Source organism: Enterococcus sp. NPDC086594, from assembly GCF_044746145.1.
In the GTDB taxonomy this organism is placed as follows: Bacteria; Bacillota; Bacilli; order Lactobacillales; family Enterococcaceae; genus Enterococcus_D; species Enterococcus_D entomosocium.
The window spans coordinates 89,421-110,781 of sequence record NZ_JBIVBP010000009.1 but is presented as its reverse complement, the minus strand read 5'-3'; the positions used below and the strand labels follow the sequence as shown (position 1 = coordinate 110,781).

At 44.2% G+C, this 21,361-nt stretch carries 22 protein-coding genes; 6 read left to right on the top strand and 16 right to left on the bottom strand.

Annotation, left to right across the window (positions count from 1 at the left end):
• Positions 1 to 59 precede the first annotated feature (59 nt).
• From hpt to pth, 8 genes are all read right to left on the bottom strand, one after another.
• Positions 60 to 605, bottom strand: coding sequence for a hypoxanthine phosphoribosyltransferase (gene hpt / locus ACIPK1_RS13190; protein ID WP_005230750.1), 546 nt, complete (start codon positions 603 to 605; stop codon positions 60 to 62).
• Between the two features lie 19 nt (positions 606 to 624).
• On the bottom strand, positions 625 to 2,025 hold the full coding sequence (gene tilS, locus ACIPK1_RS13185) for a tRNA lysidine(34) synthetase TilS (protein WP_301405439.1): 1,401 nt from the start codon (positions 2,023 to 2,025) through the stop codon (positions 625 to 627).
• Between the two features lie 100 nt (positions 2,026 to 2,125).
• Positions 2,126 to 2,569, bottom strand: a complete 444-nt coding sequence (locus tag ACIPK1_RS13180) for a S1 domain-containing RNA-binding protein (protein WP_005233352.1) — start codon at positions 2,567 to 2,569, stop codon at positions 2,126 to 2,128.
• 74 nt (positions 2,570 to 2,643) lie between these two features.
• The gene (locus tag ACIPK1_RS13175; protein ID WP_005233351.1) at positions 2,644 to 3,090 is read right to left on the bottom strand and encodes a septum formation initiator family protein; all 447 of its coding nucleotides are present in this window, start codon (positions 3,088 to 3,090) and stop codon (positions 2,644 to 2,646) included.
• Positions 3,091 to 3,173: 83 nt separating this feature from the next.
• Complete coding sequence (locus ACIPK1_RS13170) at positions 3,174 to 3,440, bottom strand: RNA-binding S4 domain-containing protein (RefSeq protein ID WP_005230745.1); 267 nt, start codon at positions 3,438 to 3,440, stop codon at positions 3,174 to 3,176.
• Positions 3,427 to 5,058, bottom strand: a complete 1,632-nt coding sequence (locus ACIPK1_RS13165) for a polysaccharide biosynthesis protein (protein WP_301389083.1) — start codon at positions 5,056 to 5,058, stop codon at positions 3,427 to 3,429. The genes ACIPK1_RS13170 and ACIPK1_RS13165 overlap by 14 nt, the downstream gene beginning before the upstream one ends.
• Positions 5,059 to 5,073: 15 nt before the next feature.
• Positions 5,074 to 8,592 (bottom strand): transcription-repair coupling factor, encoded by a 3,519-nt coding sequence (mfd, locus tag ACIPK1_RS13160; protein ID WP_301389085.1) that lies wholly within the window; start codon positions 8,590 to 8,592, stop codon positions 5,074 to 5,076.
• An 11-nt stretch (positions 8,593 to 8,603) separates the two neighbouring features.
• Positions 8,604 to 9,164, bottom strand: coding sequence for an aminoacyl-tRNA hydrolase (gene pth, locus ACIPK1_RS13155; protein ID WP_008380153.1), 561 nt, complete (start codon positions 9,162 to 9,164; stop codon positions 8,604 to 8,606).
• Positions 9,165 to 9,519: 355 nt separating this feature from the next.
• Here pth and ACIPK1_RS13150 point away from each other — a divergent pair, with 355 nt between their 5' ends.
• The 3 genes from ACIPK1_RS13150 to ACIPK1_RS13140 all read left to right on the top strand — a co-directional run bounded on the left by ACIPK1_RS13150 (position 9,520) and on the right by ACIPK1_RS13140 (position 12,622).
• Positions 9,520 to 10,503 carry an L-lactate dehydrogenase gene (locus tag ACIPK1_RS13150; RefSeq protein ID WP_005230720.1) on the top strand — a complete coding sequence of 328 codons (984 nt, stop codon included), beginning with the start codon at positions 9,520 to 9,522 and terminating at the stop codon, positions 10,501 to 10,503.
• A gap of 269 nt (positions 10,504 to 10,772) precedes the next feature.
• Positions 10,773 to 12,170 carry a L,D-transpeptidase family protein gene (locus ACIPK1_RS13145; RefSeq protein WP_005233342.1) on the top strand — a complete coding sequence of 466 codons (1,398 nt, stop codon included), beginning with the start codon at positions 10,773 to 10,775 and terminating at the stop codon, positions 12,168 to 12,170.
• 152 nt (positions 12,171 to 12,322) lie between these two features.
• On the top strand, positions 12,323 to 12,622 hold the full coding sequence (locus ACIPK1_RS13140) for a hypothetical protein (protein WP_005233340.1): 300 nt from the start codon (positions 12,323 to 12,325) through the stop codon (positions 12,620 to 12,622).
• A 64-nt stretch (positions 12,623 to 12,686) separates the two neighbouring features.
• Here ACIPK1_RS13140 and ACIPK1_RS13135 read toward each other — a convergent pair whose 3' ends face one another.
• Positions 12,687 to 13,055: a helix-turn-helix domain-containing protein gene (locus ACIPK1_RS13135; protein WP_005233339.1), complete on the bottom strand. Its 369-nt coding sequence runs from the start codon at positions 13,053 to 13,055 to the stop codon at positions 12,687 to 12,689.
• Positions 13,056 to 13,151: 96 nt separating this feature from the next.
• On the opposite strand from ACIPK1_RS13135, the gene ACIPK1_RS13130 reads away from it, so the two are divergent.
• The 3 genes from ACIPK1_RS13130 to ACIPK1_RS13120 all read left to right on the top strand — a co-directional run bounded on the left by ACIPK1_RS13130 (position 13,152) and on the right by ACIPK1_RS13120 (position 15,043).
• Positions 13,152 to 14,030: an aldo/keto reductase gene (locus ACIPK1_RS13130; RefSeq protein WP_016611992.1), complete on the top strand. Its 879-nt coding sequence runs from the start codon at positions 13,152 to 13,154 to the stop codon at positions 14,028 to 14,030.
• Between the two features lie 39 nt (positions 14,031 to 14,069).
• Positions 14,070 to 14,552, top strand: a complete 483-nt coding sequence (locus tag ACIPK1_RS13125; RefSeq protein WP_005233337.1) for a VOC family protein — start codon at positions 14,070 to 14,072, stop codon at positions 14,550 to 14,552.
• 161 nt (positions 14,553 to 14,713) lie between these two features.
• Positions 14,714 to 15,043, top strand: coding sequence for an SdpI family protein (locus ACIPK1_RS13120; protein WP_016620326.1), 330 nt, complete (start codon positions 14,714 to 14,716; stop codon positions 15,041 to 15,043).
• Between the two features lie 33 nt (positions 15,044 to 15,076).
• Here ACIPK1_RS13120 and ACIPK1_RS13115 read toward each other — a convergent pair whose 3' ends face one another.
• The 7 genes from ACIPK1_RS13115 to argF all read right to left on the bottom strand — a co-directional run bounded on the left by ACIPK1_RS13115 (position 15,077) and on the right by argF (position 21,349).
• A complete protein-coding gene (locus tag ACIPK1_RS13115; RefSeq protein WP_016620325.1) occupies positions 15,077 to 15,772 on the bottom strand; it encodes a YoaK family protein in 696 nt (231 codons plus the stop codon).
• Positions 15,773 to 15,834: 62 nt separating this feature from the next.
• On the bottom strand, positions 15,835 to 16,350 hold the full coding sequence (locus ACIPK1_RS13110) for a VanZ family protein (RefSeq protein ID WP_005233334.1): 516 nt from the start codon (positions 16,348 to 16,350) through the stop codon (positions 15,835 to 15,837).
• Positions 16,351 to 16,564: 214 nt separating this feature from the next.
• The gene (locus ACIPK1_RS13105; RefSeq protein WP_005233333.1) at positions 16,565 to 17,071 is read right to left on the bottom strand and encodes an arginine repressor; all 507 of its coding nucleotides are present in this window, start codon (positions 17,069 to 17,071) and stop codon (positions 16,565 to 16,567) included.
• Positions 17,072 to 17,148: 77 nt separating this feature from the next.
• The gene (locus tag ACIPK1_RS13100) at positions 17,149 to 18,600 is read right to left on the bottom strand and encodes a YfcC family protein (protein ID WP_008380167.1); all 1,452 of its coding nucleotides are present in this window, start codon (positions 18,598 to 18,600) and stop codon (positions 17,149 to 17,151) included.
• Between the two features lie 44 nt (positions 18,601 to 18,644).
• Positions 18,645 to 19,334 carry a Crp/Fnr family transcriptional regulator gene (locus tag ACIPK1_RS13095; protein WP_005233329.1) on the bottom strand — a complete coding sequence of 230 codons (690 nt, stop codon included), beginning with the start codon at positions 19,332 to 19,334 and terminating at the stop codon, positions 18,645 to 18,647.
• Between the two features lie 42 nt (positions 19,335 to 19,376).
• A complete protein-coding gene (gene arcC / locus ACIPK1_RS13090; RefSeq protein WP_016620322.1) occupies positions 19,377 to 20,312 on the bottom strand; it encodes a carbamate kinase in 936 nt (311 codons plus the stop codon).
• Between the two features lie 17 nt (positions 20,313 to 20,329).
• On the bottom strand, positions 20,330 to 21,349 hold the full coding sequence (gene argF, locus ACIPK1_RS13085; RefSeq protein ID WP_008380172.1) for an ornithine carbamoyltransferase: 1,020 nt from the start codon (positions 21,347 to 21,349) through the stop codon (positions 20,330 to 20,332).
• Positions 21,350 to 21,361: the final 12 nt, after the last annotated feature.

The following is a 21,361-nucleotide window of genomic DNA, read 5'->3' as shown; positions in this document are numbered from 1 at the left end:
CTATTTTGTTTTATCAATCCTGACCATTTAATTGTATCACAATTGATTTAGAACAGTCACTAATTTGACTGATAAACACTAGGTTTTAAGACGCCAACGTAAGGTAAGTTTCGATATTGCTCTGCATAGTCCAGTCCATATCCAACAACAAACTCATTTGGCACATCGAAGCCGACGTAATCAGCATCAATCTCAACAACACGGCCTTCCGGCTTATCTAATAACGTCACGATTTTCACTGATTTCGCTTTACGGTATTTGAATAGATCTACCAGATAAGCCAACGTGCGACCGCTGTCAATGATGTCTTCAACGATCAAAAGATCGCGGCCCTCAACATTTGTATCTAAATCTTTAATGATTTTGACTTCTCCAGATGAAATCATGGCATTGCCATAACTTGAGACATCCATGAAGTCTAACTCCAAGTAACAATCCATCTCACGAACGATGTCTGCCATGAAAGGAACGGCACCTTTCAGTACACCTACGACTAGAGGATTTTTATCCGCATAAGCCGCCGTTAATTCTTGACCAAGTTCCACACAACGATTTTTGATTTCGTCACGGGAAATCAAAATTTTCTCAATATCTTTATCTAGCATAAAGTTCTCCTTCCAACTCTTACTTCTGATATTTATAAAGAAGTATGTAGTGTATTTTATCAGTTTCTGGCGCAATACTCAAATAGGAAAATGCATGAGGTAGTAAGGCAATCACCTGTTTATCAAGGTTTGTGACGACCCAACTTTTTTCTCGCTCTTCATTAGGAATTTTTGAATCGATAAAAAAACGACTGATCTTTTTGGTCAGGCCACGCGCCAAGCGGATTCGGTCTCCTGGCTGACGCTTACGTACGATCAGCTCAGAGGAATAGTTTAGCGGTAAATCTTGGGAAAACTCTGACCAATTTGTGATTTTTTTGGGAATATGCTGTTCATTTATCGGAAAATACCCAATCCATTCCTTTTCAGAAAGATAGATCCCCTCCCCTAAAACCAGACGCTGACTGACTTCTGTCAACGGCGTTGCAGGCTTTTGGGAAACAGCTACAGGTTCCAATAATAATTGGTCATAACTGCGCCGCAGCTGCCACTGTTTGTGCAATGCCAATTGCCATTGCCCTTTCTTTTCGTCTAGCAGACGCAATAACTGCGGCAGCTGTTTTTGATTGAGTGGCTGCTTTGTAAAAACTTCTGCTTGCTGCAAAAACCCCGCATAGAAAAAATAGCGCTGCGCCGGTGAAAACTTCGGCAGCTGTTGCAGATCGATCACTAAGCGAGTAGCTTGCTGTTGAACGAACGCAGACAACCATTGCTGCTGCTCTTGCTGGATCAACTGATTGGCGAACTGCATTTCTACAGAAAGCTGTTGAAAATGTGGCAGCAGTTGCGGATTTTCTGCTTTTAATGCCGGCACTACTTGCTGGCGTAGTCGGTTTCGCAAATACAGCGGTTCGTGATTGCTTTCGTCTTCAAAGTAGGGAATCTGCTGTGCTTGCGCATAGTCGTAAATCGCTGTCTTACTGACACTAAGCAACGGCCGCAACAGGACTCCTGTGTGAAAAGTTTGCTGCTGTTGCATCCCGCCAGCCGATTGCAAGCGGCCTTCTCGCATCATCTTCATCAGCATCGTTTCTACTTGGTCATCACTGTGGTGAGCAGTCAGCAAAACATCATAGCCTTCTTGGGACATGACATCGGCAAAAAACGTATAGCGAAAGTCGCGAGCGCTAGCTTCTACGCCGGTTTCTGGCGGATTTTCCCAGCACCGCTCATAAAAAGGAATGCCGCGTTCTTGGCAGTACTGCCGTAAAAAAGCAGCTTCCTCAGCAGATGCTGGACGCAATTGATGGTTTACATGTGCCACACCAAAGACCTGCTCTTTTTGCATTTCGGGAAACAACTGACAAAAGACCTGCAGCAAGACCATGGAGTCGACTCCCGTCGATACCGCCAGCAAAAAGCGGCGTTTTTTTTCAGGATCGATGGCAGTGAGTTGCCCTCGAACGGTTTGAATGACCATCATTTGCCCTCCTTCTCATTTGGTAGACCCACAAGAAAGAAAGCTGAAACAAAACGAACCAACAGTTTTGTTTCAGCTTTTTCCAACTTGCTATTCATGTTTAGTTACGGCGTCCGCCGCGGCCACCGCGTTTTCCTTCTGTATTTCGACGTAATGATGAAAGACGATCATCACTATCTTTTAGAAAAGAACTCATCAATGAATCGAAGTCTTGTTTATTTACATTCGTAGTTTGATTGCGTGAAAAAGATTTTTTCGGATTTGGTCGATTGAATTCTTTTTTCGGGTATTCACGTTTTTCTTCCGGCTTATCTTCTGCTTTGCGGATCGATAGTCCAATTTTTCCATCGTTGCCGATTGCCGTAACAAGTACTGTCACTTCATCCCCAACAGACAACACGTCGTGAATGTCTTTGACGAATCCGTTTGATACTTCACTGATATGCACCAAACCAGTTTTCCCTTCACCAAGATCAATGAACGCACCAAAATTTGTAATACCAGACACTTTGCCCTTTAGTTTCGCTCCAACTTCGATTGACATATAAAAAATGTTCCTCCTAATTTTTACCCATTTAAAATAATTCAAACTACTGCGCTGAGTAGGTATGACATTGCTTAATCTTGTGACTCTGTGGATGATGATTCTTGTTCGCTTTGCGCAGAACGCTCATTAGTGTTTTGAGAATCCGTTCCATCTGGCAAGACAGGATAAATTTTTTCGCCATCTTTTGAGTAGAAGAATCGGCTGCGGGCCAATTTTGCCACATACTCATCGTCTTGCAATAAGGCAACATCTCGCTCCAATGAAGCCACTTTTTGTTCAGCTTCTTTTTGTTCGGCGACTGTTTCCGCCTTGTATTCCTTTAGTTTTTGCAGGCGCATTTGGTCGTTAAACATCTGAATCCCCACGACTGCAAATATCGCTAATGCCGCCACGAAAAACGCCACCAGCCGACGTCGGCGAAACACGACTTGCCGCCGCTCTTTTTCAAACTTGGCAAATTGCTCTTTCGCATAATCGGTCTGCAATAGTTCTATTTTTTTATTTGATTCTTTTGCCACCTGAACTCGCTCCCGTCGCTGTCTTTGTTTTTTACATTATACCAACATCCGCAAAGCTTGTCTAACTGAAAATGCCGTAAAAATCAAGCATTTTCTGAGATTCTTTCCTCTGAAACAATCTCATACATTTTTGCAGCGTCTTCTTTTTTCGTCGATTCATGCAATTCATTGACTTTTACTTCCAAGACCTTATTCCCGAACTGAATACGCATAGTATCGCCTACTTTGACGTCACTGCTTGACTTGGCTAATTTGCCGTTGATCTGAATACGTCCCTTGTCTGCCACTTCTTTGGCAACAGAGCGACGCTTGATGATGCGGGAGATTTTAAGAAATTTATCTAATCTCATGTTTTTCACCTCTTCTTAATAGTTTCTTTCCAAATGGAACTAACAGCCATTCGCGAATCGTTAACAATTTGATTTTGATCGCTGTCCCGATAAAGGCTGCGCCTCCCAGACCGACACCGCCTAGGCAAAAAATCAACGCCTGTAGTCGATGGGTCAAAGGACCGTTCAATAAGATCGCAACGAAGCTATAATATAAGAATAGCACGCTTGCCATGATCCCTAAACAAAGAAATAATTTTTTTCCATAATTTCCTTCATACCAAAAGCGATTGATGCTACTTTGTGCTCGACGCTGTTCGGAAACCACAAAACAGCATAAGGTCGCTCCTAACCCCAACAGCGTACTGATACTTGCTCCTGCAGTCCCATAAGAAGCGGTCAGTGGCCACATCGATAGACATTTGACCAAAAGACCAATCCCCGCAGCGAGCAAGCCGAAGGTATAGGTATTGCGACTTTGTTGAATGCTTTGATAGGCTTGAATCGTCGCCATCAGAGCGATGGAAAAGACAAACAATACCAGCGCAGCATTGCCAGATCCGTCTTTAAATAAGGCAAAGTTGATATAAGGCAGCAAAATCGCTAACCCTACCGCAGAAGCCGAAGCAATCCCGATCGTTAGGCGCAAATACATTTTTGCCGACTTTTCAAACAGCTGCTGATTTTTTACCGTCAAATACTTGGTCAACGTTGGCAAAAACGTCGAGCTTAACGCCATCGCTACCACAAGACCTAGTTGGACGAGGGGTTGTCCGCGATCATAGATCCCTTTCGAAATCCGGGCTGTTTGTGCCGTCAATCCCCCCGCTTCTAGCGCATTGGTCAATAAAAACGAATCCGCTAACTGGAACAAGATCAAATAGCCGCTATAAATCGTCAACAGACCGCCTTCTAAGAAGAACCGTTTTTTCAACGAGGTGGATAACACAGCGGTATTTTCTCCTATACGGGTGACTGGTTTATGCCATAGCGATAGGCGTTTGCCGTTGATTTGTCGGCTATAATAACTTAAAATCCACCACGCCGCAAGGCCCCCGACTAAGGCACCCATCATGGCGATAGTCCCCGTTTGATAAATCGTCCAGCCCAATTGCTGGAAAGCTGCCGCAGCACCTAAAATCACACCAACTCTAAGCAGCTGCTCTACAACTTGAGACACTGCGGTTGGCACCATTTGTAGATTTCCTTGAAACATTCCTCGATAAAAGGTCAAGGGCGGGACAAACAAAAAGGTAAAGGAAACGACTCGAATCAAGCCAGCCAGTTGATGGTCCCCCATCACTTGCGCGATTGGACCGGCAAATAAAAAGGTCACAGCCCATAAGCCAATCGCCGACCAAAGCACATAAGGCGTCAACGCTTGCAGCCGCTCCTTACTTTTCAAAGGATCAGGTTCTTCAGCAACAATGCGGGAGATAAACTGCGGCAAACCTGACAACGCCAAAGTCATTGCCAATCCATAAATCGGATAGACCTGTTGATACACATAAAACCCTTCGTCGCCTACCAGGTTCTGAAAAGGGACCCGATAAACGGCACTTAAGATTTTTGCGATAAAGGAAGCGATCGTTAAAATAAACGCCCCTTCCATCGTACGCTTCAATTGTGATTTCGGCATCCCTCTGGTTCCTTTCTAGCCTTGGCTGGCGTATTTTTGTTCCCGTAACGCTTTGACAAAATCTTGGATTTCTAATAGCCAGGTGCTTTCTTTCATCACTGGCGGAATCTGTAATTTGATGGTCATTTGCTCATGATCGACACCCATCGTGGCTTTTAATTTAGTGGCTTTCAATGCTTCAAACAGCTGCTCCACCGAATAATTTTTCGTGCCGACTTTACTCAAAGTAAACGACACGGTTTGTTGCTGCTTGCGGATAGTTTCTAACAAGGCACGATCGCCGTTCATTTTGATCTCGCCCACCGTTAAGAGGTGCGCCACTTCTACAGGGTATTCTCCGAAACGGTCTAATAAATCATCTTGAAGTTCATCAACTGCTTCTTGTGATTCCAGCTCACGAATTCGTTTATAGATCTCGATTTTTTGCCGTTCGTCTTCAATATACGAAGTCGGTAAGTAGGCATCGATCCCCAGATCGATCTCAACGGTCGTTTTTTCTGTTTGGGTATTTTTCCCTTGTTTACGAGTGACTGCTTCCGACAGCATTTGTGAGTACATGTCAAACCCGACTGCATCGATAAAGCCGTGCTGTTGCGCCCCCAATAGATTTCCTGCCCCACGAATCGAAAGATCTCGCATCGCGATTTTGAATCCTGAACCTAACTCCGTAAAGTCCTTAATGGCTTGCAGCCGTTTTTCACTGACTTCGTTCAACACTTTTTGCTGTTCATACATGAAATACGCATAAGCGACTCGATTGCTCCGACCGACACGGCCACGCAACTGATACAACGTCGAAAGCCCCATGTAATCGGCATTTTCCACAAACAACGTATTGGCATTGGGAATATCCACACCGGTTTCAATGATCGTCGTCGTCACCAACACATCGTATTGCCCTTCAATAAAGTCAAACAGGGTATTTTCCAATTGGATCTCGGTCATTTGCCCGTGGGCATAAGCGATTCGTGCATCTGGCACTAACGCCTGCAGTTCTTCGACTTTTCGCTCGATCGTATCGACACGATTATAGAGATAAAACACTTGGCCCCCGCGTGCCATCTCCCGTTGGATCGCTTCTCGCACCGCTCCTGGATTCATCTCCATCACATAGGTTTGGATCGGGTAACGATTTTCCGGTGGTGTTTCGATCACAGATAGGTCCCGCACGCCCAGCATCGACATATGCAATGTTCTTGGGATCGGCGTTGCCGTCAACGTCAACACATCGACTTGCGAACGCAGTTGTTTCAAGCGCTCTTTGTGTTTGACCCCAAAACGTTGTTCTTCATCGATCACCAACAAGCCCAAATCAGCAAACTCGACATCTTTTGACAATAATCGGTGGGTCCCCACCAAAATATCGACTTGCCCTTTGCGCACTTGCTCGATCGTTTCATTCTGCTGTTTTTTCGTCCGAAAACGACTCAGCACCCCAACATTGACGGGGAATCCTTCAAAACGATCGACCATCGTTTCATAGTGCTGCTGCGCCAAGATCGTTGTCGGCACTAAGAAAGCCACTTGTTTGCTTTCTTTGATCGCTTTAAAAGCAGCCCGCAGCGCCACTTCTGTTTTCCCAAAACCGACATCTCCAACTAACAAACGGTCCATCGGCTTTTCTTTTTCCATATCCCGCTTGATCTCTGCCGTACTGCGCAGCTGATCATCGGTTTCCGAATAAGGAAAGGCATCTTCAAATTCTTTTTGATAGGCATCGTCTGGTTGAAAGGCATAGCCTTTTTCTGATTCGCGTTTGGCATACAATAAAATCAAATCATCTGCGATGTCTTCAATTTTAGCCGTCACTTTGCGCTTGGTCTTCGCCCACTCACTGCCGCCTAATTTATTGATTTTCGGTGTTTTCGATTCGGAAGCCACATATTTTTGAATCAAATTCAATTGGGTGACTGGAATAAAGAGCTTGTCTTCGTTTTGGTACAAGATCGTCATGTAATCTTGATGGACGCCATCGACTTCTAAGGTTTCCATGCCGATGTACTTTCCGATCCCATGATTCGCATGGACGACATAATCGCCGGTTTTTAACTCATTGTAGCTTTTGAGACGTTCCGCATTGGTGACATTTTGCCGGCGGGCTCTTTTTTTGTTCATCTTTTGGAAAATTTCTTTTTCTGTAACCACCACTAGCTTGTCTTGCGGCATTTCAAAGCCGCTTTGCAAACGTTCCACCACGATTTGGGTGCGTCCCGTAAACAGGCGGTCTTGTTGCGTCTGCACGGCATAGATATCATGATCTCGCAGATCTTGCTCTAACTTCTTGGCCCGTTCTTGGTCACTGACCAGAAAAATCACCGTTTGCTGTTGCTTCTCCCAGCGATCGATCTCAACTTTCAAGAGACCCATTTGGCTGAAAAACTGCTGCATCGGCCGGTATTGGAATTGATGGATCGCTTGGAAGCGAATGTTCCCCATTCCTTTTTGGAATAAAGAAAAGAAGCTGGTCACAAAGGTTTCTTTTTGCAGCAGTTGATGGACATCGATCCCGAATTGCTGTTCAGAAAAGACCCGCAGCTCCGCTAATTTTTGGGTATGCCACTCCGCTTCTTCCCGTTCGATCTCACGATTGGTCTCCATGATCCGAGCATAATCATCGATCATCAAAAAGGCGTCTTCAGAAAAATAATCTAAGACACTCGTTTGCTGACGATAAAGCAAATCCGTGTAATAACGGGCACTTTCACCGGGAATCCCCGCTTGCCATTGGGAGGCCAATTGGCCGAAATAGTCTTCTAAAAACGCGCGATCAGTTACTTCTTTGGTGACCGCCAACCGTTTGTTCAATAATTCTTGTAGCTGCTTTTGCCCCGCAGCTAAATCTTCCGCTGAGAAAACCAATTCGGTAGTCGGTAAAATAGCCACTTGCTGCAGCGTTTCCACTGAGCGTTGCGTTTCCACGTTGAAAGAACGCATCGAGTCGATTTCTACATCGAATAACTCGATCCGTACGGGGTATTCGGCATTTAATGGATAAATATCGAGGATGCTCCCACGAATACTGAATTCGCCGGGTTTGCCAATCATTGACTGCCGTTCGTAACCCATCAAGATCAATTGTTGCGGCAAACGCTCTAAATCGATCTCATCGCCGATTTGCCATTGGAATTGGTTGGCTAACCAGGTTTTCTTTTCAGGCAAATACTTTCGCAAAGCCGCCACCGGCAACACATAGATCCCGGTTTTTCCTTGAGAAACAGCATTCAGCGCTGCCACTCGTTCTTCTCGTGCTTCTGGTGAAGAAAAAGCCATTTCGGCTGACAACACTTCGTCCACTGGGAAAACATAGACATCATCCGTCACGTTGCGCAGATCTTCGGCTAGTTGATTCGTATAATACAGATTTGGTGTCACCACGATCACTTGTTTTTGAAATGCCTGATACACACCGGTGATCGCCAATGTTTTTGCCGATCCAGCTAGACCGGTCAGTAATTGCCGGTGGGCCTGTTCACGTAAACCTGCATGCCAAGCCGCCACTGTCGGCACTTTATTTATTAATTCAATTAAATCCATCTCGGCCCTCCTTAGTTAAATCGATTCATTGTGGCAAGAAAGTCGCCGTTGGTCAAGTAATCACTACTTGCCTCGACTGCCTTATCAATACTTTGTAAAACGATGGGCAGATCGTCTTTTGCAAAAGGACTCAGTACATGATTGACCACGGTTTGTCCTGGACGTGGCCGATCGATCCCGATTTTGATGCGGTCAAAGACTGTCGAGTCCAAATGCGCGATCAAACTCTTGATTCCATTGTGTCCCCCCGCACTGCCTTTTTGGCGCAAGCGGATTTTCCCTAATGCTAAATCAAGGTCATCATAGACCACTACTAATTCTTCTTGGTAGATGCCAAAATAGGTCATCAACGGACCTACCGAACGACCGGATTCATTCATGAAGGTTTGCGGTTTGACCAAAAGGATTTTTTCACCCTTCAAGAAAAACTCTGCCACTTCTGCTTCAAAAGCCGACTTTTTAAAGGTTGCTTGGTACTTTTGTGCCAACGCATCCACTACCATAAAGCCAACATTGTGTTTGGTTTTCTCATATTTTTTGCCGGGATTTCCCAAGCCTACAATCATTTTCATTTTTCGATTACGCTCCATTATTTCTAGTTTCAAGCTGATTCTTCATCTATTTTATCGGTTTTCTTATCCAAACACAAAATACTGGGCACACAAATGCGCCCAGTTCTTTTGCTGAAATAATTATAACACGAAATGGACTGTTATGGTGGCGTCCTCTTGCTCAGTTTTTATCTTTCTTAACGAATCTTAATAAAACGTTGATATATCCTCTTTTTGACGTAATAACAAAGAAAGCATTTACAACTGAAACAGCGATATTTTGTGTAATATTGTTGTGCAAATCACATGACAAATATACTTGAAAATGGTAGGATGATAGCGAGTAAAACAATTATGCGGAAGGAATGATACACAGATGACTGCAAAAACGAACAAAAAAGATCACCAAAAGGTAATTCTTGTTGGAGACGGTGCGGTTGGTTCTAGTTACGCGTTTGCGCTGGTGACCCAAAACATTGCGCAAGAAGTCGGAATCATTGATATAAATACAGCAAAAACAGAAGGCGACGCAATTGATTTGTCCCATGCCTTGGCCTTTACTTCCCCTAAAAAAATCTATGCCGCTTCTTATGAAGATGCACATGATGCTGATTTAGTCGTTATTACAGCTGGTGCGCCTCAAAAACCAGGTGAAACCCGCTTAGATTTGGTTCATAAAAACTTGAAAATCAACCGGGAAGTAGTTACCCAAATCGTTGATTCAGGGTTCAACGGAATCTTCTTAGTAGCAGCAAACCCAGTCGATATTTTGACTTATTCGACTTGGAAATTCTCAGGCTTCCCGAAAGAACGCGTCATCGGTTCAGGTACTTCTTTAGACTCTGCACGTTTCCGTCAAGCTTTGGCTGAATTAGTCGATGTTGATGCCCGTAACGTCCATGCCTATATCTTAGGCGAACACGGGGATTCAGAATTCCCTGTTTGGTCTCATGCCAACGTAGCCGGCTTGCAAATCTATGAATGGGTCAAAAACAACCCAGATATCGATGAAGAAGCAATGGTCAACATTTTCTTCAGCGTTCGTGATGCAGCCTACACCATTATCGAGAAAAAAGGTGCGACTTTCTATGGGATCGCGGTAGCCTTAGCACGGATCACTCGTGCGATCTTAGACGATGAAAATGCTGTTTTACCATTGTCTGTGTACATGAACGGCGAATACGGCTTAAACGACTTGTACATCGGTGCGCCTGCAGTTATCAACGCCCAAGGGATTCAAAAAGTGATTGAGATCCCATTGACGGATGGTGAAAAAGACCGGATGGCCGCTTCTGCAAAACAATTAAAAGATATTCTTGATGAAGCTTTTGCGAAACTAGATGCAGAAGACAATCAATAATTTCTTTCACTTCGTTTAGCTAGTCAACTATGCCACTGAACGAACCTTACAGCTCACTCTTTTTCAGAACAATTTGATCAAGATGATTTGCTGCGGTTCGTTCAGTTTTTTTATGCAAAGAAATGCTTTTCTACAGCTTAGCTAAAGATAGTTTAAGAATTTTCTATTTTTCATGGAAGTTTCATTTGCCATATTCGCTTTCTTGGGGGAATATGGTATGATTTAAGCGTTATTATCTATTATGCCATTAGAAAAAAAGGAGTAGTTGAATGACTCGTTCAAACAAACATACTGACGCCAAGAACAATACCAAGAAAATTGTTCTAATCGTTGTGGCTGCTATATTAGTAGTGATCGCTGGCGGCTATACCTACCGAAGTACATATTATGCAAACCGTTTTTTACCAAAGACTGAAATCGATGGGATCGACATCAGCAACAAAACTGTTGCCGAGGCCAATGCCCTGCTGCATGACCGCTACTCGCAAGAAGATTTCACCATCAAAGAAGGCGATAGCGAATGGAAGACAATCAACCTTGCTCAATTTGGGTTACAAACGGATTTCACCAATGAGCTGCAATCGTTAAAAGATGAACAGAACCAGTGGAGTTGGGGAATGGCTTATGTTTCCGCTGCAGAAGAAAAAACACTGGACAATCTCTCGGTGGATCAAGATACGCTAAACAGCGAAACGGACACGATCCAAAAGGAACTAGAAACTTTAAATGAGGATCGTACCAAGTCAGCCGATGCAACATTGGAAAAAGGCGAAGACGGCTTTTCTATCAAACCAGAAGTTGACGGCGATGCCATTGATGTGGACAAAGCAGTAGCAGACTTACAAGAAGCCATCGTCAGTGGCGAAAAGGAATTAAATCTCGTCGATTACGTCACAAAACCAAGTGTGACCGCTGATGATCCTGATCTAACCAAAGAAATGGATTCGTTGAATAAAATCGCCAAAGTAACCGGCAATTATACGATCAACGGAAACACGTTTCAAATTCCAAGAGAATCGATCATGGATTGGCTCTCTTACAAAGATGGCAACACCACGATCGACGAAGACAAAGTAAGAAGCTATGTCGCTTCTATCGGAGAGCAATACAACACCAGCACCAATTCTTCGACCTTCAAGAGTACCAAACAAGGCGAAGTAACGGTTCCAGCCGGCACCCTCAGCTGGACGATCCAAACCGATGCGGAAACAGAAGCATTGATTGAGGCGTTAAAAGCCGGCGAAGACTTCACGCGCACACCGATCGCTCAAGGAAGCACCGATGCTGGCAGCCCGTTATTTGGCAACACGTATATCGAAGTTGATCTGAAAAACCAACACATGTGGTATTACAAAGATGGCGAGCTGGTGCTAGATACGAAAATTATCTCTGGAAAACCAGCCACACCAACGCCAACTGGTGTCTTCTATGTCTGGAACAAAGAAGAAGATGCAACCTTGACCGGTGAAGATTATGCGTCCCCTGTTGATTACTGGATGCCGATCGATTGGACCGGTGTCGGAATCCATGATTCTGATTGGCAAACGGAATACGGTGGTGATCTTTGGAAAACCCGCGGCTCTCACGGCTGTATCAATACTCCGCCAGGCGTGATGAAAGAATTGTACAGCAAAGCCGAAGTCGGGACACCCGTGATCGTGATTTAATGGAAAAAAGAGTCAAACCTTTTTATAGATGAACCAAAAGCCGCAAAAAAATTCTTTTGCGGCTTTTTTGTTGTTTCCAAATGTTCCTGTTTACAAAGCGCCATTTAATTAATATACTTAATTAAGCATATTAATTAAAAAGGAGAATCACTTTGGAAAAAGTTGTCTTTATTGATCGTTCTACTTTAGCTGGAAGTCTGATTAAAATTTTCGCCCGCAACATCCAAATGCTGTCCGAGGATCAAATCAGCGTGACTGTTGTGACACCAGAACGTCTGATGAATTATCGTTTTTCGCAAGAAAAAATCGTTTTGGTCGATCCTTTGCTTTCTTTAACAGATCCGATGATCAAGCAGGCCATCCCGCCGCGAATCAAGCGCCTGTCATTTCCCATCAATCATTACAGCGGCATGAATGCTGAAGCCATTCTAGAATTGATCCAACAAGCATAGCCTAAAAAAGGCCGACGGAAACCAATGGTTTCTGCCGGCCTTTTCTCATGCCACTTGCCCTCTGCTAGACAATCGCCTCTTCTTGTTCTAACAAAGTAACTTGTTCTCCTTTGTCTTGTAGCGCAGCGACGTGCATCGTGCCCCACTGGCAAAGGGTATCCAATAAGCCGCCTAACGTTTCTCCATATTCACTCAAGGAATACTCAACTTTGGGTGGTACTTGATTATAGGATTTGCGGGTAACGATATCAGACTCTTCTAGTTCCCGCAATTGCTGCGTCAACATTTTTTGACTGATGCCAGGAATTTTTCGCCGTAAATCACTAGGACGCAATGCCCCATGGCGTAAATTACAAAGAATGATTGGTTTCCATTTCCCGCCGATGACATCCATCGTTGCTTCTACACCGATATTATAAATTTTTTCTTCCATTTTTTCACCTCATCAAGTCTGTAAACACACAAATGTTACCAAAAGGTGTGTATCAAACAAAAAAGTACGTACTATACAACCTTACCTCCTCATTATATGATGATTACAGAAAAAAATAAAGGAGATGTTTTTATGATCGAAAAATTATCGGATACCGTTACACTGAACAACGGCAGCAAAATCCCCGGTTTGGGGTTAGGTGTCTTTCAAATCCCTGAAGCTGAAACAGCAGAGGTCGTGAAACAGGCCATTATCAATGGGTATCGCCTGATTGATACGGCGGCTATTTACGGCAACGAAACAGGAACAGGGGAAGGAATCAAACAAGGCTTACAAGAAACGGGGTTGGCTCGTGAAGAACTCTTTGTCACTTCCAAACTTTGGAACGATCATTTAACTTATGATGAAACGATCCATGCTTTCAATGAAAGTTTGGCCCGCTTAAACCTCGAGTATCTCGACTTGTACTTGATCCATTGGCCGGGAAACCAGGCATTTCAAGAGTCATGGCGCGCCTTGGAAGACTTGTATGCCGCTGGAAAAATCAAAGCAATCGGGGTCAGCAACTTCCAGATTCATCACTTGGAGCAACTATTGGCCGCTGCTAAGGTCGTTCCTGTCGTCAATCAGATCGAACTGCATCCCAAACTTACGCAGCAAGACCTGCGGGACTTTTGTGCTGAAAAGGGGATTGCGATCCAAGCTTGGTCACCTTTGATGCAAGGCAAACTGCTGAAAGAGGAAACCGTCTTGGCGATCGCCGATGCACAGCAAAAATCAGCGGCACAAGTGCTTTTACGCTGGGCTATCCAACAAGGAATCTTAGTCAATGTCAAATCGACACACCCTGAGCGAATGCGCGCCAATGCAGCGATTTTTGATTTCCATTTATCAGAAGATGAAATGGCTCGCTTGAACGCATTAAATGAGGACCTGCGAGTGGGTCCAGATCCAGACACATTCGATTTTCATTAACCAAACGATATACTAAACAAAACCTTAGGAGGAAGTATAATGACAAACACAAACACAGGCTTTTCAATGGTGAACCACGTGGGAATCACCGTCAGCAATCTCGAACGTTCCATCCAATTTTATGAAGCATTAACTGGAAAGAAAATCGCCAATCAAGATACGATCGGTGGCAAACGAATGGCGCAAACGCAAGGTTTAGAGGATACATTGATCAAATACGCCAATCTTCATTTAGACAATCTCAACATCGACCTTTTAGAATACGTCGAACCAAAATCCAACAAAGCTAGCTATTCCAATGAGCAAATCAGTGCCATGCATCTTTGTTTTGAAGTCGAAAATATTGATGAAGCCGTTGCTCGTCTAAAAGCCATCGGGGTTGAACCTGACGGTACCCCAATCGTTTTTGAAGAACAAGATGGTTTAAAAAGCGGCTTCGGGACAGGTGTTGCCTACTTTACAGATCCAGATGGCACCAATCTTGAACTGATTGCACCAAAAGGACCATTTCAACGCGGATAATTGAAAAAGGGATGGCGACTTATAGCGCCCTCCCTTTTTATTTACGCAAAACTATCTATTTTTTCAATAGTTCCCCTTCATAGAATCCTTTACAGCGAGTACAATAAATAGATAATCCTTTTTATTCGCTGATTTTCCCAACAAACCTCGCTTGAAAGGAAGTGATCTCGATCGATATTGGTCTTTTGTTGTTGATTTTTACGGGTATTTTTTTCATCGTCTTCCGGTTCTTTTACCGAGAAGAACCCAATTATATATTCGGCTTTCGCACCAAGCGCAGTACAGCCAGTGTCAGCAATTGGCGTTTTTCCAAGCAGTGGTTCTCCCTGTTGGCGATGCTCTTTTTAGGTGCGGTCATTTTGCTGCAGCGCAACGAGCTGATTGAAGAGAAATTTTACCAGATAGCCGTCCTTGGCAGCTATCTTCTGGCAGCACTGCTGGTAGAAATAGCGCTGTATCTCAAAGATTCACGCGCGAGCACCAAAAAGTAAGACAAAAAAGACATTCCGGCGAATGTCTTTTTTCTATTCTTTATTTTGACTGTGGATCGTGATTCCCAACACCAGGGCTAAAATTCCTGAAACCACCCAGATGGTCCGGTGGAATAAGAAAATTCCTAGCAAGCTGCTTAAAACCGCCCCAAAAAAGAAACCGCCGATGATCAAGGAAATAGAAATGATCTTGGGTGTCACTGATCGGTCCTGCTTAAACCCGCGCAAATACAAGTAATCAGCCAGCGAACGTAAATTGCCAGTGGTCATCGTGGTGGCATAGGGCATCCCTGCCAAGCGCCGATAAGCGGCATATTGAATCGCTGCAAAAAAAGATAATCCGGAATCAACCAGGACATTGGGTAAAGAACGCGCAAAAAAGCCCAGAACCAAAATACCGATCGCTTCAAAGATCAACGCAGCATTTTGCCAAACGATCCAACCACCAGTCGGAAAATGATGCTGCAGATAATTCGTCACCACGATCCCCACTAAAAACATACAGATTGGTGGCAGATACCGAAAGGCTTGTTCAAACTGCCCCGTTGAAAGATTGATCCCTAACAAAATAACATTCCCCGACTGCATACTTGCAAACACTTCCCCGTGAAACAAGTAGGTATACGCATCTAAAAAACCGCCAGCCATCGCGAGAAGAATCCCCACCGGCAAGCTTTCATGCACGACAAACTCCGATTTGCTTTTGACACTGCTCAAACTTTTTTCCATTGGTTTCGCCTCTTGTTTTTTATACTTTCTGACAGCTTACCGCTTAAAAAGCCGACAACTCGTTATGTTTTGCGGCGTTTAGGTGACTTTTTCGATAACTGACAAATCAACCACCCCAAAAGAACGGCGGTCAGTGCTCCAGCTGAATCCAGCATGACATCTTGAAAAAGCGGCGTCCGTCCTCCCGTCAGCATTTGATGGTATTCATCGATCCCAGCATAGCCGGTAGCTGCTAACCAAGCAAAAAAAGCGGCTAGCCAATACGGCTGTTTTCGAAAAACAAGCGTTAAGAACAGACTGCCCCCTAAGACAAAATAGGTAAAGAAATGCGCGCCTTTACGAATGAAAAATTCCACAAATGAAAAATAGCCTTTTTCCGCAATACTGATCTCCGAACCAGCATAGGAAAAAGAAATCTTCTCTAGCCACTCTTTCAATGGTTCATTTTTTAAGATTCGTGAAAGCAACCCGATTTGTGATTGCTGCTCATAGGTTTGTGAAGAACTGATAAAGAGGATGACCATAACCGCAAGTGCGATACAAAAGTAAAAATTCGGTTCTTTCAGTAATTTTTTCATAGTTTTCACTCCTCATTTTCCTATCTTACCATTTTCATTTGGTGATGCAACTGTTTTTCCAGCAAACCGTGGTGACATTGCACACACAAAAAGAGTGCTTCCGTGAAGATTAGAAGCACTCTTTCTTTTTAAAAATAGCCATCGGTATGAAAAGCCGTCACCCGTTTGGTTGTGAGATTTTGGGGCTTGTGACGTTCAGCTCCTTCAACGATTCTCAAGGCTGTTTTGCGTTTTTTTCTCCAGTAAACAATGACGAACCCATCTCGTAGCCTTCTACATAATGGTTCAACCGATCGACGACCTCTGCTGCCGCTTCTTGTGACGGCGTGATGATCAATAAAATATCAAACCCTGCAATCGTGCCGACAATTTCTGGTAGCTCCATTTCATCAAGATAATTGGCGATCACATCGGCGCCGTTTTCAGCCGTATGAACGACAACTAAAAAGTCAATCTGCGTAATCTTTTTTAGGTACTCATACATCGAAAACGCAATTCTGTCTTCTAGATCCTGCTCTTTGGATTCAAAGATCGAATAATACGGCCGACCGTTTTTAGCATACGTTTTAGCGATGTTCATTTCCCGCATGTCTCTAGAAATCGTGGCTTGGGTAGCTGAAACATTTTCTTTTTTTAATAAATTCATCAATTCTTCTTGAGACTCAATCCGATGTAGGACAAAGAGTTTTTTGATAATTGCTTGTCGCTCTTTTTTTTTCATTTACTTGATCCGCTCCTCTCAAGTCGCCTCGCTTACTGAAATAGTTGATCCGTCTCGTTCACATCTTGAAACGTAGCTTACAAGAACAACATTGAGAAGATTAAAATGGCAAGATTGGAAATTCCAATAACCAGTAACGGTTTGCGCATAAAGCGGGTCCAAGTGGAATAGTTGACCCGAGCCAGCTCCAATCCCCCCATCACGACGCCAGAAGTTGGTGTGATCAAATTCACTAATCCGCAACCAGCAGTAAAGATCATCACCATGACGTTCGGATTGAGTCCGATGCTTTGCGCCAAGGCCCCCATGATCGGGATCGATACATACGCTAGTCCGGAAGTCGATGGAATCAAGAACGATAAGAGCAGATACAAAATGTAGGCGCCAATCACAAACAGGACAGGTGATAGACCTTCTAAAAGATGGGAAGCCCGATCCAAAATAAACAGATCCAAGTACGTCGTTTGCATAATGTAGGAAGCACCCCGTGCCACAACGATGATCAAGACAACGGATAAAATGTCTTTGACCCCATCGATAAAGTTGGTCACGATTTCTTTTTCTGAGAATCCTTGAATCAACGCAATGATGATACTGATGTAGAAGAACCACATGGCCAAATCACCAAAATACCATTCACCGAAGCTATTGCCGGTCAAAAAGGCGGTCCAACCGTCAAACACATGGATATCAAAGTCGCCCCAAGGAATCAAGGAAACCACCATGATCACAAAGGATAAGCCAAAAATCGTCAAAATCAGGCGATGTTTTTGCGTAAACACCAAGGCTTCGTTCGTGTCTTTGACAAAATGTTCTTCCATTTCTTTTTGCTCTTGCAGCGATAAGATCGTGGAGCCTTTGTCGGCTTTGACTTTTTTGGCATAAGACATCACCACAAAGATACAGTATGCGGTCGTGACTAACCAAAGCAATGCCCCGACTACTAAGATCGTGCCATTGTTTGGGGCAATATCGATGCTTCGCAAGGCATCCATCGCAACGCCGGTCGCAAAGGGATTGACGGTGGAGCCAATCACGCCGGCACCAGCACCCAGCATAACGGTTCCTGCTGCGACGATCGTATCAAAACCTGATGCCACCATCGTTATTGCTAATAAGGAATAAAAAGGAATCGTTTCTTCCGCCATTCCATAAGTGGAGCCGCCGATCGAAAACAAGATCATTAAAATCGGAATCAAAATCAACTCATTGCCTTTGAGTTTTTTGACCAAATGCTGAATCCCGGCTTCCAAAGCGCCTGTTCGCGTGACGATATTCAAAAAACCACCCAAACAGAGAATAAACACACAGATCTCGATCGCATCACGAAATCCGTTAAAAGGCGCCATAAAGAAATCAGAAAACTTGGCACCCACCACTTGGCTGACCATCTCTTCTTGGCCTGCTGGTAAAGAAGGCGCAAAAGGCTGCCCTGCTAAGAGCCAGGAAGCGACCGTCAAGGCGATAATGATCAGAAATAAGATACTGAATGATGTCAGCGACTTTTTTTCTTTTTGCTTTTTTTTCATCTGTGTTCCCCCTTTTTTGAATCGATCCTATTTGCTGCCAGCCATTACTTGGCAACATGAGAAAAATAATCTTGGTCATAAATAATGAGTTCTTTGTAGCGATAATAAATCTTTCTTTTATGCACGAGCGCCTTGAGCGTTTGACTGACTGTCTCTCGCGTCGTTCCACTGTACTTGGCTATATCATTGATAAAAACTGGAAAAGGGATGCGAATCTGCTCACCTTGTGTCTGCCCATGCTCGATCATCAAAAGACCAATCGTATTAACGACTCTTGTTTGCGCGCTGGAGGTGACACAATACTCGACACGGCGTCTTTGCTTTTCCAACTGCCGGCTCATTTGCTGATTGAGCCACAGCAACTGACTTGTAGACGAAACGACTAGCGGTTCAAACAGTGACATCGCTGCAAACTGCACGACAATGTCTGTTGCAGCGAATGCCGATACATCATAGTTGTCTCTTTCAAACAAGCCAATCAAAGGAAATAACTGATCTGGCCCAACAAAATCTACATAACAATAGGAATCAGTTCCGTCGGTCTTTTCGATCCGCACAAGTCCTTCTATCACAAGGAATATCCGATCTCTTACGTCGCCTTCATAAAAAAGCACTTGACCTTTTTTGTACGTACGGCAGTAAATATGCTCTTTCAAACGCTGCTGATTTTCTTCTTCCAGCCATTGAAAGCTGTTCGCTCTTGTTGATGGATCTTTTATTTGGTGGTCGATCATTTTTCTCACTCCAATATTTTGGGTCTTGCTTTGCTGCTTCGCTTACTTCCAGGTGATCTGCGTGCCAGCATCATCGATAGCTGCCAGCTTGTCTAAAGAAGTAATCACTGCCCGTTTTTCCGCCCCCATTTTGACAAAGTTCAAAGCGGCTTGTACTTTCGGCAACATACTACCTGGTGAAAAATGGCCTTCATCGACATAGGTTTCCAATTCCGCGGCGGTCACATGATCCAACCACTGCTCACTTTCCTTGCCAAAGTTCAAAGCGATTTTTTCTACGCCCGTTAAAATGATCAGCTGATCCGCATCGACTAATCGAGCCAATTTTTCAGAAGCAAAATCTTTATCGATCACGGCTTCAACACCCAGGCCATTGTCTAGCACGGGAATGCCGCCGCCTCCTGCACAAATGACGATCGTGTTTTGTTCAATCAGCGCTTTGATGCTGGCAACTTCTTGGATCGCTTGTGGTGCAGGACTAGCCACGACTTTCCGCCAGCCACGACCAGCATCTTCCCGGTAGATGGCATCTGAAGCCGCCATGGCTTCTTTGGCAGCCGTTTCCGTTAAGAACGGCCCGATTGGTTTTGTCGGATGGGCAAATGCTGGATCTTGGGCATCGACTGTAATTTCCGTGACCACAGTCACCACCGGCTTCGCTATTTGTGCTGCTTTCAACTGGATTCTCAGCTCATTTTGCAACCAATAGCCAATACTGCCTTGGGTCATGGCGACACAGGTATCTAAAGGCATTGCTGGGTTTTTGCTAGAATCGCTCGCTTGCTGCTGCAAAACCAGGTTTCCCACTTGGGGACCATTCCCATGAGTAATGATCAAATTGACGTCTTTTCGGATCAAGGGAATCAGATAGTCCACGGTCTGTTTGATTCGCTCTTTTTGCCCTTTGGCACTGGCATCTTCTGCTAAGATGGCGTTGCCGCCAAGGGCGACAACGATCGTTGGTTTCTTTTCACTCATCTGCTCACTGCTCCTTCTCACACTCTAGGAATAAATAGATCGCCTAATGTTACTGCCATGATCGCTTTGATCGAGTGCATCCGGTTTTCAGCCTCTTCAAATTGACGACCCCAGTGACTACGGAAAATATCGTCTGTGATCTCCATTTCAGAAATGCCAAATTTTTCTTCGATCATTTTTCCATACGTCGTATTCGTATCATGGAACGCTGGCAAGCAGTGCAGCACGATCAAGCCATCGTCTTGTTTTCCGGTGGCCATCACCATTTCGCGGTTGATCTGGTAATCTTTCAACAGCTTCACCCGCTCTTCGAACTGGTCTTCTTCCCCCATTGACACCCAAACATCGGTATACAAGACGTCTGCATCTTTGACGCCTTTTTGGATATCATCTGTTACCATCAACTGACTGCCAGATTCTTTAGCAAATTTGTTGGCATAGTCTGTCACTTCTTGCGCTGGGAAAAGTTCTTTTGGTGCACAGATACGAACGTTGACCCCTAAAATTGCCCCCGTCACTAACAAACTATTCGCCATATTGTTCCGGCCGTCGCCCACATAAACTAGCGTAATGTTTTCCAAGGTGCCGAAGTTTTCTTTGATGGTCATAAAGTCAGCGATCATTTGGGTTGGATGCCATTCATCGGTTAAGCCATTCCAAACAGGAACACCGGAGAATTTGGCTAAATCTTCAACGACTTGTTGACTGAATCCACGAAACTCAATACCGTCAAACATGCTGCCTAAAACTTTTGCTGTATCTTCGACAGATTCTTTTTTGCCTAGCTGAATATCATTCGCGCCTAAAAATTCTGGATGGGCACCAAGATCGATGGCAGCTGTCGTAAAGGCCGCCCGTGTCCGAGTCGATGTTTTTTCAAACAAAAGGGCAATGTTCTTGCCTTCTAAATAACGATGAGAAATATTTTGTTTTTTCAATTGTTTTAAATAGATTGAAAAATCAATGAGGTATTCTAACTCGGCTTTCGTAAAATCTTTTTCTGCTAAAAAACTTCTTCCTTTAAATACTTGTTCCATCGATGATTCCTC

Bases quoted from the DNA above. Each gene is read 5' to 3' on its own strand.
- tilS (WP_301405439.1), bottom strand. From the start codon at position 2,025: ATGGTCATTCAAACCGTTCGAGGGCAACTCACTGCCATCGATCCTGAA.
- ACIPK1_RS13095 (WP_005233329.1), bottom strand. From the start codon at position 19,334: ATGATCGACCACCAAATAAAAGATCCATCAACAAGAGCGAACAGCTTT.
- ACIPK1_RS13170 (WP_005230745.1), bottom strand. From the start codon at position 3,440: ATGAGATTAGATAAATTTCTTAAAATCTCCCGCATCATCAAGCGTCGC.
- mfd (WP_301389085.1), bottom strand. From the start codon at position 8,592: ATGGATTTAATTGAATTAATAAATAAAGTGCCGACAGTGGCGGCTTGG.
- ACIPK1_RS13110 (WP_005233334.1), bottom strand. From the start codon at position 16,350: ATGAAAAAATTACTGAAAGAACCGAATTTTTACTTTTGTATCGCACTT.
- argF (WP_008380172.1), bottom strand. From the start codon at position 21,349: ATGGAACAAGTATTTAAAGGAAGAAGTTTTTTAGCAGAAAAAGATTTT.
- ACIPK1_RS13100 (WP_008380167.1), bottom strand. From the start codon at position 18,600: ATGAAAAAAAAGCAAAAAGAAAAAAAGTCGCTGACATCATTCAGTATC.
- ACIPK1_RS13130 (WP_016611992.1), top strand. From the start codon at position 13,152: ATGATGATTACAGAAAAAAATAAAGGAGATGTTTTTATGATCGAAAAA.
- ACIPK1_RS13105 (WP_005233333.1), bottom strand. From the start codon at position 17,071: ATGAAAAAAAAAGAGCGACAAGCAATTATCAAAAAACTCTTTGTCCTA.
- ACIPK1_RS13150 (WP_005230720.1), top strand. From the start codon at position 9,520: ATGACTGCAAAAACGAACAAAAAAGATCACCAAAAGGTAATTCTTGTT.
- ACIPK1_RS13125 (WP_005233337.1), top strand. From the start codon at position 14,070: ATGACAAACACAAACACAGGCTTTTCAATGGTGAACCACGTGGGAATC.
- ACIPK1_RS13115 (WP_016620325.1), bottom strand. From the start codon at position 15,772: ATGGAAAAAAGTTTGAGCAGTGTCAAAAGCAAATCGGAGTTTGTCGTG.
- hpt (WP_005230750.1), bottom strand. From the start codon at position 605: ATGCTAGATAAAGATATTGAGAAAATTTTGATTTCCCGTGACGAAATC.
- ACIPK1_RS13145 (WP_005233342.1), top strand. From the start codon at position 10,773: ATGACTCGTTCAAACAAACATACTGACGCCAAGAACAATACCAAGAAA.
- ACIPK1_RS13135 (WP_005233339.1), bottom strand. From the start codon at position 13,055: ATGGAAGAAAAAATTTATAATATCGGTGTAGAAGCAACGATGGATGTC.
- pth (WP_008380153.1), bottom strand. From the start codon at position 9,164: ATGAAAATGATTGTAGGCTTGGGAAATCCCGGCAAAAAATATGAGAAA.
- arcC (WP_016620322.1), bottom strand. From the start codon at position 20,312: ATGAGTGAAAAGAAACCAACGATCGTTGTCGCCCTTGGCGGCAACGCC.
- ACIPK1_RS13165 (WP_301389083.1), bottom strand. From the start codon at position 5,058: ATGCCGAAATCACAATTGAAGCGTACGATGGAAGGGGCGTTTATTTTA.
- ACIPK1_RS13180 (WP_005233352.1), bottom strand. From the start codon at position 2,569: ATGTCAATCGAAGTTGGAGCGAAACTAAAGGGCAAAGTGTCTGGTATT.